The following is a 13,442-nucleotide window of genomic DNA, read 5'->3' as shown; positions in this document are numbered from 1 at the left end:
CACCGGCTATACTTGCGAACTCCCGTCGAGGGGCGCTGCGACCGTGACTGTGCCGATCCCACCCTGGCTTGTTCCAGCTGGGGCTTGCGCAAGTCCGGCCAGGCTCGATGGTTTTCATGTTCAAACGGCGCCCGGTCAACCGATGCGGCATTCCCTGCCGCACAAACTTCCGGAGCCACACCTATGAACGCAGTCAGCAAAGAAGCCGCCGGCCAGGACTTCAAGGTCCGCGACATCGCCCTCGCCGATCTCGGCCGCCGCCGCATCCGCATGGCGGAAGAAGAAATGCCCGGCCTGATGCAGATCCGCGCCCGCTACGCCAAGGAGCAGCCGCTCAAGGGCGTGCGCCTGTCCGGTTCGCTGCACATGACCAAGGAAACCGCGGTCCTGATCGAAACCCTGAGCACCCTGGGCGCCTCGGTGCGCTGGGCCTCCTGCAACATCTTTTCCACCCAGGACGACTGCGCCGCGGCCATCGCCGCCTCCGGCATCCCGGTGTTCGCCTGGAAGGGCGAGACGCTGGAGGAGTACTGGGATTGCACGCTGGACATGCTCACCCACCCGGGCATGCAGGGTCCCGAGCTGATCGTCGACGACGGCGGCGACGCCACCCTGCTGATCCACAAGGGTCTGGACATGGAGAACGGCGACGACTGGGTCAACACCCCCAGCGGCAACCATGAGGAGCAGGTGATCAAGGACCTGCTCAAGCGCACCGCCAAGGAGCGTCCCGGCTTCTGGAAGAAGGTCGCGGCCGACTGGAAGGGCGTCTCCGAAGAGACCACCACCGGCGTGCACCGCCTGTACCAGATGATGGAAGCCGGCAAGCTGCTGGTGCCGGCGATCAACGTCAATGACTCGGTCACCAAGAGCAAGTTCGACAACCTGTACGGCTGCCGCGAATCGCTGGCCGACGGCATCAAGCGCGCCACCGACCTGATGGTCGCCGGCAAGGTCGCCGTGGTCTGCGGCTACGGCGACGTGGGCAAGGGCTGCGCGCACTCGCTGAAGGGCTTCGGCGCGCGCGTGATCGTCACCGAGATCGACCCGATCAACGCCCTGCAGGCGGCGATGGAAGGTTTCCAGGTCACCACCGTGGAAGACAGCCTCGGCATCGCCGACATCTATGTCACCACCACCGGCAACAAGGACATCATCACGCTGGAGCACATGGCGGCGATGAAGAACAACGCCCTGGTGTGCAACATCGGCCACTTCGACAACGAGATCCAGATCGACCGTCTGAACGGCGCCAAGGACGTGTCGCGCGAGACGATCAAGCCGCAGGTCGACCGCTATACCTTCGGCAAGACTGGCAACAGCATCTACATGCTGGCCGAAGGCCGCCTGGTGAACCTCGGCTGCGCGCACGGCCATCCGAGCTTCGTGATGTCCAACAGCTTCTCCAACCAGACGCTGGCCCAGCTCGACCTGTGGAAGAACAAGGACGTCTACGAGAAGACCGTCTACCGCCTGCCCAAGCAGCTCGACGAGGAAGTCGCCCGCCTGCACCTGGAGCAGATCGGCGTGAAGCTGACCAAGCTGACCGCCGACCAGGCCGCCTATATCGGCGTGCCGGTGGAAGGCCCGTACAAGCCGGACCATTACCGCTACTGAGCGGCGGTCCAGCCGGAAACGAAAAGCGCGCGGTTCGCACCGCGCGCTTTTTTTGTGCCCGACGCCACCACGCCGGGCGTAGGTTGGGGTGAGCCGCAGGCGAACCCTAACGGTGCGATGCGTCTGGAGGTGGCCACGTTGGGGTTCGCCTGCGGCTCACCCCAACCTACGCCGTAGTCATCATCCATCCATATATCCCTTCATCGCGACCAAGAGATATATACTCTCCGGCATTCCTCACCGAGAGTCCGACGATGCCGGCCATCAGCTTCGAATTCTTCCCGCCCAAGACCGACGAACAGCGCGAACAACTCGACCGTACCGCCCGGCTGCTCAAGGGGCGCGGGCCGGACTACGTCTCGGTGACCTTCGGCGCCGGCGGTTCCACCCTCAGCTATACCGGCGAGACGGTGGCCCGCCTGCATCGCGAGCATGGCCTGGACGTGGCGCCGCACCTGTCCTGCATGGGCGGCACCCGCGCCGAGATCGCCGAGCTGCTGGACGGCTATCGCGCCGCCGGCTACCGCCGCATCGTCGCGCTGCGCGGCGACCTGCCCTCGGGCATGGCCTCGCCGGGCGACTTCCGCTATGCGGCGGAACTGGTCAGCTTTATCCGGCAGCACAGCGGCGGGCATTTCCACGTCGAAGTCGCGGCCTATCCGGAAACCCATCCGCAGGCCGACGACGCACTGGCCGACCTGCGCCACTTCAAGGCCAAGGTCGACGCCGGTGCCAACGGCGCGATCACGCAGTACTTCTACAACCCGGATGCGTACTTCCGTTTCCTCGACGACGTGCGCCGCCTCGGCGTGGACGTGCCGGTGGTGCCCGGCATCATGCCGATCTCCAACTACAGCATGCTCAAGCGCTTTTCGGACGGCTGCGGCGCCGAGATCCCGCGCTGGCTGGCCAAGCGCATGCAGGCGCATGGCGACGACGCGGAGTCGATCCGCGAGCTGGCCGCGGACGTGGTCGCGCAGCTGTGCCGCCGCCTGCTGGATGGCGGCGCGCCGGGGCTGCACTTCTACACGCTCAACCGGGCCAAGGCGACGCAGGCGGTGCTGGAGCGCCTGTCGATTTAAGCGCCGGTTCGATCTTTCAGTCAGGCCGCGCGGGTTATCCTGCGCGGTATGCGTCTACTCCTCCTTGCCTGCTCGCTCCTGCTGTCCCTCTGGCTGCTGCCCGCCTCCGCGCAGGAGGGCGTGCATCGCTGCATCGGCCCCGACGGCAACCCGCTGTTCACCGATCAGCCCTGCGCCGCGCTGAAAGCCACGCCGGTACAGGCCGCACCCAAGTCCAGCGCCCCCGCGCCGAACGCGCCGGTGCCATCGGTGCCGCCGCCGATCCTGTGCGCCAGCAGCGTGGCCGAGCTGCGCCAGAGCGTCACCGACGCGTTCGCCACGCGCGATCCCAACCGCCTCGCCGGCCTGATGCTGTGGGAAGGCGCGGGGCGCAACGCGGTGCTCTCCGACATCCGCTCGCTGGGCGCACTGATGAAGCGTCCGCTGCTGGATTTCGGCGCACAGAACGCGCCCGAGCAGGCTGCCGGCAGCGATCCCGACGCAGCACCCGCCGACCACCCTGCGCCGCCGCCGGATCACCAGCTGGTGGTGCACACCGCATCGGACGATGCCAGCGGCGAACCGAAGGAAACGCGCTTCGACATCGTGCGCCGCTCCGGCTGCCTGTGGCTGCGCAGCGCCGGCTGAGCCGTACGCCGATTCGAACGAGCGCTTGAACGTCTGCAAGGCGGCTGAAAGATGAGCCCGCCCGGCAGCGGGTATCATGTCGCTCAATTTTTCGGAGAATCGACATGGCGCAGCAATATCCCGAATGGATCTGGCAGAACGGCCAGATCAAGCCCTGGGCCGAGGCCACCACGCATGTGATGTCGCACGCGCTGCATTACGGCTCGTCGGTGTTCGAGGGTATCCGCAGCTACGCCACGCCGGACGGCGCCGCGATCTTCCGCCTCACCGACCATCTCAAGCGCCTGTACCAGTCGGCCAAGATCTACGACATGGTGCTGCCGTATTCGCAGGACGAGATCGCCACCGCCTGCCGCGACGTGATCAAGAAGAACGGCCTCGGTGCGGCGTATCTGCGTCCGGTCGCCTACCGCGGCCTCGGCGGCTTCGGCCTGTCGGCGGAAACGCCGATCGACGTGGCGGTAGCCGCGTGGCCGATGGGTCCGTATCTCGGGCCGGAGGCGCTGGAGGCCGGCATCGACGCCTGCGTGTCGAGCTGGCAGCGCTTCGCGCCGAACACCATTCCGGCCGGCGCCAAGGCCGGCGGTAATTATCTTTCCGGCCAGCTGATCGCGCGCGAAGCGCGCCGCCTGGGCTTCGGCGAAGGCATCGCGCTGGCCAACACCGGCCTGCTCAGTGAAGGCGCGGGCGAGAACCTGTTCCTGGTCTTCGACGGCGTGCTGCACACCACCCCGGCCAGCGCTTCGATCCTCACCGGCATCACTCGCCACACGCTGATGACGCTGGCGCGCGAAGACGGCATCGAAGTGATCGAGCGCGATCTCCCGCGCGAGTACCTGTATTTGTGCGACGAGCTGCTGATGTGCGGCACCGCCGCGGAGATCACCCCGATCCGCTCGGTCGACGGCAAGAAGATCGGCTCGGGCAAGGCCGGCCGTGTGACGCGCCGGATGCAGGAGCTGTTCTTCGGTCTGTTCAATGGCAAGACCAATGACCAGTGGGGTTGGCTGGAACCGGTCTGATTGCTCGTCATTCCGGCGCAGGCCGGAATCCAGTGGCGATATCGATCGGTTGTCGCGAAAGCACTGCATCAGAGCTTTCGCACGTCCATGCGTAGTCGTTACTGGATTCCGGCCTGCGCCGGAATGACAGAGTCCGGCTCGGCCTCACGCCTGCGCGGCGCAGCCTGCTCACGCAACACCCCCAAGAATGCCCGCTCCAGCGCATCCACCTGCGCCGCGCCCATGCACTGCTCCTCGCCCATGAATACGAAGCGCAACCGCCCATGCACGGTGAACGCGAACATACCGAGCGAGCGCATGCTGAAGGAATGCAGGGACAGACTGAAATCCTGCAGCCGAAACGGCGCATCCGCGTCCAGCAACTCGACGACCCCCAGGTTGGAGAGGGGGAATTGGTTCCAGTTACCGTTGCGGCCCCATACATCGGCGATCCGCGCCAGGGAGCGCAGCTTGCCCTCCGAAGGCACCTCAAGCATCTCGCAGAATCGGTACTTGCCAGGAATGTCCCGCAACTCCTGCTCGATCTTCGGGCCCATCTCCAGGTAGATGTGCCGGGCACGCTCCCACAGGTCGGCGCCGCGCTCACGACCCACCGCGATCTTGAAGCTGCCCCCTCCGAAGAACAGCATGTCGGCCTTCAGACGGGACAGCCGGCCGCGCCAAGTGTTGACGGGACTATCGATGCGCGCGGGCGCCCGCTTGCCGAGCGCCGAGCACAAGGCCAGATCGAGACTCGCCAGCAGAACCGCATGCATCGATACCTGCTCCATCCTGCAGCGCTGCCTGAGCACCTCGGTCAGGCCCGCATCCAGCTGCCATTCCCGCCGTATCAGATCGCGCTGCAGCGGCCGGCGTGACGAAGGAAGCAGGCGGATCAAGCCATTGATCGCGGCGGCCAGCAGGCGATGCTTGCGCTCCAGTGGACGATCGGCGGCTGCCACCATGTCCAACGGATCGATCGGCGCATACGGCAGCAGCGGAGTCTCTCTATGCAGCGCGGCCAACAGCTCTCTGGCCAAGGTCAGCATGCCGATGCCGTCGCAGATGCGGTGTGCGGCCGTCAGCAACAACACGCCACCACCGTCGGTGCGCAGCCAGGCCAGCCTCAACAGCGGCTCGTCGTCGGCGAACGGCGCAGTCTCTTCGCGTGCGATTTCACTGGCAAGCACTTGCGCCGAGGTGCAGATCGCCACGCGCAAAGACACCGGCCCTGCGGCATCCAGCGCGTAGTACCAGCCATCGCTTTCCCGGCGCAGCAGCATACGCAGCGCCGGATGCTTGCGCTGCACGCGGTCGATGGCCGCGCGCAGGCCATCGATCGAAAGCGTGCCGTCGATGCTGAGGCGGGAAGTGAGGTTGCTGTCGATCAAGCGTTCGATCGTAGTGAGCTTGCGCATCATGGCGCTCGCTCCGTAGCCACCACGGAAGCACCAGCTGGCGCACCACCGCGCATCCGGTCCTGCTTGCAGAACGCGGCGATGCGCGGATGCAGGCTTTCGAACGTACCCAACCGCCCAAGCCGGCCATCGATATAGCCGCACGCCACCGCCAGCACCTTGCGCAGCTTCTGCGGCTCGAACAGCAGCACGTTGAAGGCCTGATGCAAGGCCAGCAAGCCGCCCAGCCAATGCAGCGCCCACTGCTTGCGATACAGCCGCAGGGTGAACACGCCGTTGCGCGCACCGTAGTAGCGCCGCCACGCCGCATGATGGGTGGTGAACAGGCGGCCATGGCGTTCGATCTGGCCAGTGGTCTGGCGCATCGTCACCGCCGCATTCATGCGCACCGGAATGCCCTGCGCGTTGGCACGCAGGCCGTACTCGATATCGATGTACTCGATAAAGAAGTCTTCGCGGAACGCACCGAGGCGCCGATACGCCTGCGCCGAGATGGCCGAACCCGAAGAAATCACGAACAAGGTGTCGAACAATCCCGCGGTCGGCTCGTGCATCTTCTGCGGCTTGGGCCAGCGCCGTCCTGGCGGCATCACCACCATGAACTTTTCCAGATGGATCTCGTAGATCTTCGGGCCAAGGATGAAGGCACCGCCCTGCTCCTGCTCGCAGGCGCGCATCATCGCGTCGAAGAAATCCGCGCCGATATCCGAATCCTGATCGAGCAGAAAGATCACTTCGCAGCCACGCTCGAGCAGCAGTTCCGCACCGCGGTTGTACGCGCCGGCCAGGCCGCCTCGGTTGGCGTTGTGCAGCACCGTGCTGCCCTGCCGCTGCAGCAACTCGTACAGCGCCGGATCCGGCCACGGCGAGTTGTCGATGGCCACCACGTTCTTCCCCGCCGCCGCGGCCTTCTCCAGATTGCGCAGAAAGGCTTCATTGGGGTGGTACAGCACGAAGATCACGCCATAGCTTTTCATAGGCTTTCCACCGGTACGGAATGAGGAACGCCGCTGGCGGCCGGCGCCGGCAAGGCCGTGGCGGCCCGCAGCAGCTCCATCGCCAGCTGGCGGATCTGCGCGGCCTGCGCGCCGGGCAGCGAGCTTTCGTCCGAGATCAAGGCCAGATCCAGCCGCTCGGCGAAACCGACGATGGTGATCAGGCTGGCCGGTGTGGGCTCCAGCAGCGCGGACGGCGCGTGGATCGCTTCGAGGCGGAAGCCGCCTTCCTCGCGCACCGAGGCATCCAGGCGCCCCAGATAGGACAGCGACACCCCGCGTCCACTGCGCTGCGCGCGCGACCACGCCAGCATGCGCTCGAACCATGGATGCAGCCGCTCCAGACCGAGCAGCTGCTCATAGAGCGTGGCCCCAAGCCGATCGACCTGGCGGCGCATATCCTCATGCAGTGCACGCGCCAGCACCCAGAAATCGGCATCGCGCGACTTGCGGCCGCCGAAACTCAGCCGCACCGTCGGCGCCATGGTGAATAAGGCGCCGCCTTGCAAGGCCGGCAGATAGCGGCGCGCATCCACCGGCGCGACGAACTTGTCCACCCCACGCACGCCGCGCACCGACCAGCAGGCCAGCATGAAGGCGGTGCACAGCGCGGCAAACACGCCGACACCTTCGTCCTTGGCGCGCCGGACCAGGGCCTGCACCGCTGCCGGCTCGATCGACCAGCGCTGGGTGTAGACCGCGCCGTAGCGCACCGGCGCACCGATGCGCTGCAGGCGGATAAAACCCTTGAACAAGGCGGCTTTCAGGCGCGCCCGCCGCTGCAACCAGCGGTTGCGCAGTACTTCGGGCGGTACCACCTCAACACCACTGTGCAGCTCGAAGCGCGGCCCGAGCCTGGCATCAGGCCGGCCGCACACGCTCAGGATGTCGCGCAGCAGGCTCACGGCGGAAAGGCCATCGCAGATGCAGTGATGGCAGCTCAGCAGCAGATCGCCGCGCCCATCGCCGCGCAGCCACACCAGCCGCACCAATGGTTCACGCGCGCCATCGAACAGGCGCTCGCATTCGAGCCGCGCCAGCTCCTGCCAATCGTCGTCGCCTTGCCGCTCGACGATGCGCAGGGCGAGCGGCGGCGGCGTCTCCTGCTGCACGAACCACGGATGTCCGGCAGCGTCGTGCTCGACCAGCGCCTGCAGCACCGCATGCCTGGCCTGCACGCGATCAAGCGCCAGGCGCAGGCGCTGCTCGTCCAGCGTGCCGGACACGGTCGCCGGCAGTACGAATGCAACCGCGCGCTGGCCATCGAGGTACATGCCGCGCTCGTACAACGCGAATGGACGGCGCGCGCTCATGCCATGCTCCGCTGCGGTTCACGCACCGCGTCCTGCGCGTCCGGCTCGCCGAGCAGGGCCCAGCGCCGCAGATGCCGCAGCGCTTCGCCGACACCATCTTCGGCACGGATGGCCTGACCGAGCGCTTCCGCTGCGCGCAACATGTCCGGGGCCTGCATCGCCAGCAGCGCTGCCGCCAGAGCATCCGCGTTCAAGGTGCGACGATCCAGCGCCGGCGGCGCCACGCCGCGGCGCTGCAGGCAGCGCGCCCAGAACGGCTGGTCGCCGTAGAACGGCACGATCGTCGAAGGAATGCCTGCGCGCGCCGCCGCCGCGGTGGTGCCGGCGCCGCCGTGATGCACGGCGCCGGCCATGCGCGGGAACAGCCAGTCGTGCGGCGCCTGGCGCAGGCCGTAGATCTGGTCGTCGAGCGCACCCTCCGCGATCTCCAGTCCGCCCCAGCCGGCGGCCAGCACCGCGCGCCGGCCACTCTTGCGCACGCCATCCAGCACGCTGCGGGTGAACTCGGCGGCGCGATGGCTGACCATGCTGCCGAAACCGATATAGACCGGCTTGGGTCCGGCCGCGAGGAAGTCGGCGAGTTCGGTCGGCGGGGTCCAGTCCGGCGGATCGAAAAACCAGTAGCCGGTGATCTGCGAGCTGTCCGGCCAGTCCGCCGGCCGCGGCAGCACGTGGCGGCTGAAGCCGTTGATCACCTTTTCATCCAGCGCATGGCGGCCCAGATACGGGCCATGCCACGGATAGCGCGGCAGACCCAGCCGCGGCCGCACGATGTCGTTGATCGCCGGACGCATCACATGCCACACCAGCAGCCACAGCAGATGATGCGCGGCGAGGCTGAGCGCACCCGGCAGGCGCTCGCGCGAACCGCTCAACACCATCGGCGGCAGCAGCCGCGACGGCGTCAGCGGCTGCAGGCGGGCGATCGCGAACGGCACGCCACGCCGCTCCGCCACCGCCTTGGCCAGCAGGGTGCTGTTGCTGACGCCGATCAGCAGACCGGCACCCTCGCTCGCGGCCATGCCTTCTTCCGCCCAATGCTCGGCCCACAGTGCATAGCGCTGGCGAAAGATGCGCGCCATCGCGCGCAGGTTCAGTCCCTGCTCGGCGATGCTGCGGTCGGCTTCGAGCATGGCCTGGAAATCGGCGGTGAGCGGAAAGAACTCCAGGCCCGCCTCGCGCACCAGCGGCGCGAAATTGCCGCTGGTGGCGATGCGCACCGGATAACCCGCGCGGCGCAGCCCCTGCCCCAGCGCCACGCAGGGCCGCACGTCGCCCTGCGTGCCGATGGTGAAGATGACGATCGGCTTCTGCGCACTCATGCCGCGGCCAGCCCCGCCTGCGGCGTCCGCGGCGTGGTGCCGGCGCGCTCGTCCGGAAGGTCGAACAAACGATGGCGCAGTACCGTGCCGATCTTCTCGGCCGGCGCCGGATCGAGCACCGCCTCGTGGTGGCAGGCCAGTTCCTGCAACTCGATGCGCCAGCCGATGAACGGCCGCCATGCCGAGGGGCGGTGGTCGAGGATGCCATCCAGGTCGCCCTCGCGCTCGGTGGCGTGGAAGAACAGCAGGTCCAGGTTGATCCGGCGCGGCGTGTATTGCCGCGCCAGTTCCAGGTTGTTGCGCATCACCGCGAACAGGTGCTCGATGAATTGCGGATGGCTCTTGACCATCTCCTGCACCAGCGGAATCGAGCGCGCGTTGTAGCTGTGCAGCAGCAGCGAGGCCAGTTCCTTCAGCGTCTGCGGCGCGTCCTCGCCGGCATGCTGATGCAGCCCGAGGAAGCTCAGCGCGGCACGCACTTCCTTCGCTTCCTCGCGCGGCCGCGAGCGCTCGCCGGCGGTGAACAGGTAGCTGTCGATCATCGCCAGCAGTTCCACCCGCTCGCCCATCGCGAGCAGTTGCTCGGCGATGGCGTGGGCGATCAGGCCGCCCATCGAACGCCCGACCAGCCGATACGGCCCTTCCGGCTGGATGCGGCGGATCTGCGCCAGGTAGTCGGTCGCCACTTCCTCGATGCTGCCGGGCAGGCGCAGGTCGCCGCGCAGGCCACGCGACTGCAGGCCGTACACCGGCACCGCCGGATCCAGATGCCGCAGCAGCGCGGAAAAGCCCAGGCTCAAGCCCATCATCGGGTGGATGCAGAACAGCGGCCGCGCCGGCGCCTTGCCGACTTCGCGCAGCCGCGGCGGCGCGCGCAGCACCACTACCTCGCCCAGCGGGTCGTCGCGCTCGCCGCCGAGGCGGTCGACGAAGGCCGCCAGGTTGGCCACCGTAGGCGCCTCGAACAGGCTGCCCAGCGGCAGCTCCACGCCGAACTCCGCCGGGAAGCCCACCGCCATCTCCGCCGCGGTCAGCGAGTCGCCGCCCAGCTCGAAGAAGTTGTCGTGCAGACCGACGCGCTCGATCCCGAGCAGGCGCTGCCACAGCTCGGCCAGCTTGCGCTCCACCGGCGTGGCCGGCTCCACGAACGCGACACGCGCGACGCGGTCCGGCGCCGGCAGCGCGCGGCGGTCGAGCTTGCCGTTGGGGGTCAGCGGCAGCGCGTCGAGCACGGTGAAGCTGGACGGCAGCGCGGGCTCCGGCAAACGGCGGGCGAGAAACACGCGCAGTTGATCGGGATCGAGCGCGGAGGCCCCGCGCGGCACCACGTACGCCGCCACGGCCAGGCTGCCGTTCGCATCGCGCACGGTGGTCACTGCCGCGGCGGCGATGTCGGCGTGCTGGGTCAGCAGGTTTTCGATCTCGCCCAGTTCGATGCGATGGCCGCGGATCTTCACCTGGCTGTCGGCACGCCCGATGAATTCGAGCAGGCCGTCGTCGCCCCAGCGCACCAGGTCGCCGGTGGCGTACATGCGGCTGCCGTCGGCGGCGAATGGGTCAGCCGGAAAGCGTTCCTCGGTGAGCTGCGGGCGATGCAGATAGCCCTTGGCCACGCCGGCGCCGCCGATATACAGCTCGCCGGTCGCCCCCGTCACCACCGGCCGCCGCGCGGCATCGAGCACGTACAGGCGCGTGTTGAGGATGGGACGGCCGATCGGCGGAATGCCGGAACCGATTTCCTCCAGCTCGTACGCGGTCGACCACACCGTGGTTTCGGTGGGGCCGTAGAACTGGGTCACCCGCGCCGCCGCCGCTTTGAGCCGCGCGGCGAGTTCCGCGCCCAGCGCTTCGCCGCCGACCAGCGCGTGCACCTCGTCCAGCCGCGTGTCCGCGCCGGCCAGCAGGATGCGCCACAGCGATGGCGTCGCCTGCACATGGGTCACGCCGCTATGGCGGATCAGCCGCGCCAGTTCCATCGGCTGCTGCGCAGCGCCGCTGCCTGCCATCATCACGCAGGCGCCGGCGGTCAGCGGCAGATACAGCTCCAGGCCTGCGATGTCGAAGATCACCGTGGTGACCGCCAGGAAGCGATGGCCGGGCGCGGGTTCGAGCAGGCGCGCCATGCCTTGCAGGAAGTTGGCGAGATTGGCGTGGGTGACTTCCACGCCCTTGGGGCGACCGGTGGAACCGGAGGTATAGAGCACGTAGGCGACGCTGTCCGCGCGGCTCAGATCCGGCTCCTGCGTCGAGGCCAGGGCCGGCGCGTCGAACTGCTCCGGCAGCAGCTGCATGCCGCCGCCGATGGGCAGGCGATCGTGGATCGCGCGGGTGGCGATCAGCGCGATCGGCGCGGCATCGTCCAGCAGCAGCGCGGTGCGATCGGCCGGGCCGTCCGGATCGATCGGCAGGTAGGTGGCGCCGGTGCGCATGATCGCCAGCAGCACGATCAGCAGTTGCTCGTTGCGCGGCAGCGCCACGGCCACGATATCGCCGGGCGCGACGCCATCGGCGATGAGCTGCCGTGCCTGCGCCACGCTGCGCCGGTGCAGTTCGCGATAGCTCAGCACGGTCTCGCCGGAGATCACGGCCGGCGCGTCCGGCGTCAGCACAGCCTGCTGCGCGAGCTGCGCCGGCAGGTTGCGCGGCTCGACCGGCGCGGCCGTGTCGTTCCACGCCACCAGCAGGCGATGGCGTTCTTCGGTGCCGAGCAGGTCGATGTCCTGCAGGCGCGCTTCCGGTTCGGCCAGCACGCCTTCGATCAGCAGGCACAGGCGGCGGCGGTGCTCGTCCAGCTCGTCCATGTCGTACAGCAGCGGGTTGGCGTCCAGGTCGAAACGCAGGTCGGCATCGGTGCCGCGGTCGTAGACGAAGACCATCAGGTCTTCCGCCGAGCTGTTCGACAGGTTGTGCAGCGAGGTGCCGGCGCCGGCGAAGTCGAGCTGATAGTCGAACGGTTCGATATTGATGCCCAGCCACGCCACGCTGCGGCCCTGCCCGGCCATGCCGAGGTCGCGGCGCAGGTCTTCGTAGCGGTATTGCTGGTGGCGCAGCGTCTGCCGCACCGCGCGCGACACTTGCTCGAACAATCCGCTGGCGGTCAGATCCGCCGCGAACCGCAGGCGGATCGGCACTACGTTGGCGAACATGCCCGGCGACAGGCGCGCGGCCGCATTCATGCGCGCCGACACCGGCATGCCGAAGACCAGATCCTCGGCGCCGGTGACGCGGTGGTAATACGCCGCTACCAGGCCGATCAGCACCTGCGGCAGGCTGGCGCCCATGCGCTTGCCCAGCTCGGCCAGCCGGCGCGAGGTGCCGGCGGATAAATAGCCGGTGCTGCGGCACAGGCTTCCGGCCAGCCCGGGACGATGCTGGCGCCGCGACAGGCTGACCGCGTCGGGCAGGTCGGCGAGCAGGGCTTTCCAATACTCGCGGTCGCGGCGGAAGCGGTCCGACTCGCGGTACGCGGTTTCCTGCTCGGACGCGGTGGCTGCCGGCGTGAACTCACACGGCGGCGGTTCGTGCCCGCTCACCAGCGCCGTATACAGCTCGGCCAGCCGGCGCGCGAGCAAGCCTCCGCCGTAGCCGTCCACCACGATGTGATGGCCGCGCTGATACCAGAGGTAGTGATCGTCGGCGAGCTTGAACAGCACGCTCACCCACAGCGGGTCGTGTTCCAGCTCCGGGTTGCGCGAGTACTCCTCGTGCATCCACGCCTCGGCCGCCGCGCGCGGATCGGCTTCGGCGCTCATGTCGAAGTACGGGAACTGGCCGCCGTAGACCTGGCGGATCAGCAGCAGCGGCTTGCCGTCGCGCTCAATCACGTTGGCGCGCATCATCTGCGCTTCGTAGACGAGGCGGTACAGCGCCTGGCGGAACAGCGGCGGCTGGACCGGGCCGCGGATATCCACGGCCTCGGCGATATTCATGATCGCGCCATCGCCGCCGATCTTGTGGTTCATCCACAGGCCGCGCTGGGCCGTGGTCAAAGGCAGCAGCACGTCGTCGCGTACGTCACTCATCGTTGTTCCCCTGGCGGCCGGCATGGCCGCACGCACCCGTTGCAG

General features: G+C 68.0%; 9 protein-coding genes and 1 riboswitch. Of the genes, 4 read left to right on the top strand and 5 right to left on the bottom strand.

What is annotated here, in order from left to right:
* Nucleotides 1-21: 21 nt before the first annotated feature.
* Nucleotides 22-140: riboswitch (S-adenosyl-L-homocysteine riboswitch) on the top strand.
* Between the two features lie 43 nt (nt 141-183).
* The 4 genes from ahcY to AB4083_RS07250 all read left to right on the top strand — a co-directional run bounded on the left by ahcY (nt 184) and on the right by AB4083_RS07250 (nt 4,348).
* Nucleotides 184-1,617, top strand: a complete 1,434-nt coding sequence (ahcY, locus tag AB4083_RS07265; RefSeq protein WP_441607098.1) for an adenosylhomocysteinase — start codon at nt 184-186, stop codon at nt 1,615-1,617.
* A 254-nt stretch (nt 1,618-1,871) separates the two neighbouring features.
* Nucleotides 1,872-2,699, top strand: coding sequence for a methylenetetrahydrofolate reductase [NAD(P)H] (gene metF / locus AB4083_RS07260; RefSeq protein WP_441607097.1), 828 nt, complete (start codon nt 1,872-1,874; stop codon nt 2,697-2,699).
* Between the two features lie 48 nt (nt 2,700-2,747).
* Nucleotides 2,748-3,326: a DUF4124 domain-containing protein gene (locus tag AB4083_RS07255; protein ID WP_441607096.1), complete on the top strand. Its 579-nt coding sequence runs from the start codon at nt 2,748-2,750 to the stop codon at nt 3,324-3,326.
* A gap of 104 nt (nt 3,327-3,430) precedes the next feature.
* Nucleotides 3,431-4,348: a branched-chain amino acid transaminase gene (locus AB4083_RS07250; protein ID WP_441607095.1), complete on the top strand. Its 918-nt coding sequence runs from the start codon at nt 3,431-3,433 to the stop codon at nt 4,346-4,348.
* A 98-nt stretch (nt 4,349-4,446) separates the two neighbouring features.
* On the opposite strand, the gene AB4083_RS07245 is transcribed toward AB4083_RS07250, so the two are convergent.
* From AB4083_RS07245 to AB4083_RS07225, 5 genes are read right to left on the bottom strand one after another with little or no spacing between them, the layout of a single operon-like run.
* Nucleotides 4,447-5,748: a condensation domain-containing protein gene (locus tag AB4083_RS07245; protein ID WP_441607094.1), complete on the bottom strand. Its 1,302-nt coding sequence runs from the start codon at nt 5,746-5,748 to the stop codon at nt 4,447-4,449.
* On the bottom strand, nt 5,745-6,722 hold the full coding sequence (locus AB4083_RS07240) for a hypothetical protein (protein ID WP_441607093.1): 978 nt from the start codon (nt 6,720-6,722) through the stop codon (nt 5,745-5,747). Before AB4083_RS07240 ends, AB4083_RS07245 begins: the two co-directional genes overlap by 4 nt.
* The gene (locus AB4083_RS07235; RefSeq protein WP_441607092.1) at nt 6,719-8,053 is read right to left on the bottom strand and encodes a condensation domain-containing protein; all 1,335 of its coding nucleotides are present in this window, start codon (nt 8,051-8,053) and stop codon (nt 6,719-6,721) included. Before AB4083_RS07235 ends, AB4083_RS07240 begins: the two co-directional genes overlap by 4 nt.
* On the bottom strand, nt 8,050-9,375 hold the full coding sequence (locus tag AB4083_RS07230) for a glycosyltransferase (RefSeq protein ID WP_441607091.1): 1,326 nt from the start codon (nt 9,373-9,375) through the stop codon (nt 8,050-8,052). The genes AB4083_RS07235 and AB4083_RS07230 overlap by 4 nt, the downstream gene beginning before the upstream one ends.
* Nucleotides 9,372-13,397, bottom strand: coding sequence for an amino acid adenylation domain-containing protein (locus AB4083_RS07225; RefSeq protein WP_441607090.1), 4,026 nt, complete (start codon nt 13,395-13,397; stop codon nt 9,372-9,374). Before AB4083_RS07225 ends, AB4083_RS07230 begins: the two co-directional genes overlap by 4 nt.
* Nucleotides 13,398-13,442: the final 45 nt, after the last annotated feature.

It is taken from the genome of Dyella sp. 2RAB6 (assembly GCF_052115385.1).
Taxonomy (GTDB): domain Bacteria; phylum Pseudomonadota; class Gammaproteobacteria; order Xanthomonadales; family Rhodanobacteraceae; genus Dyella_D.
Note: the sequence above shows the minus strand (reverse complement) of the source record. Positions and strands in the feature narration are given on the sequence as shown.

Excerpts from the sequence above, each read along its gene's own strand:
- metF (WP_441607097.1), top strand. The coding sequence starts at position 1,872 with ATGCCGGCCATCAGCTTCGAATTCTTCCCGCCCAAGACCGACGAACAG.
- AB4083_RS07255 (WP_441607096.1), top strand. The coding sequence starts at position 2,748 with ATGCGTCTACTCCTCCTTGCCTGCTCGCTCCTGCTGTCCCTCTGGCTG.
- ahcY (WP_441607098.1), top strand. The coding sequence starts at position 184 with ATGAACGCAGTCAGCAAAGAAGCCGCCGGCCAGGACTTCAAGGTCCGC.
- AB4083_RS07240 (WP_441607093.1), bottom strand. The coding sequence starts at position 6,722 with ATGAAAAGCTATGGCGTGATCTTCGTGCTGTACCACCCCAATGAAGCC.
- AB4083_RS07230 (WP_441607091.1), bottom strand. The coding sequence starts at position 9,375 with ATGAGTGCGCAGAAGCCGATCGTCATCTTCACCATCGGCACGCAGGGC.
- AB4083_RS07225 (WP_441607090.1), bottom strand. The coding sequence starts at position 13,397 with ATGAGTGACGTACGCGACGACGTGCTGCTGCCTTTGACCACGGCCCAG.
- AB4083_RS07235 (WP_441607092.1), bottom strand. The coding sequence starts at position 8,053 with ATGAGCGCGCGCCGTCCATTCGCGTTGTACGAGCGCGGCATGTACCTC.
- AB4083_RS07250 (WP_441607095.1), top strand. The coding sequence starts at position 3,431 with ATGGCGCAGCAATATCCCGAATGGATCTGGCAGAACGGCCAGATCAAG.
- AB4083_RS07245 (WP_441607094.1), bottom strand. The coding sequence starts at position 5,748 with ATGATGCGCAAGCTCACTACGATCGAACGCTTGATCGACAGCAACCTC.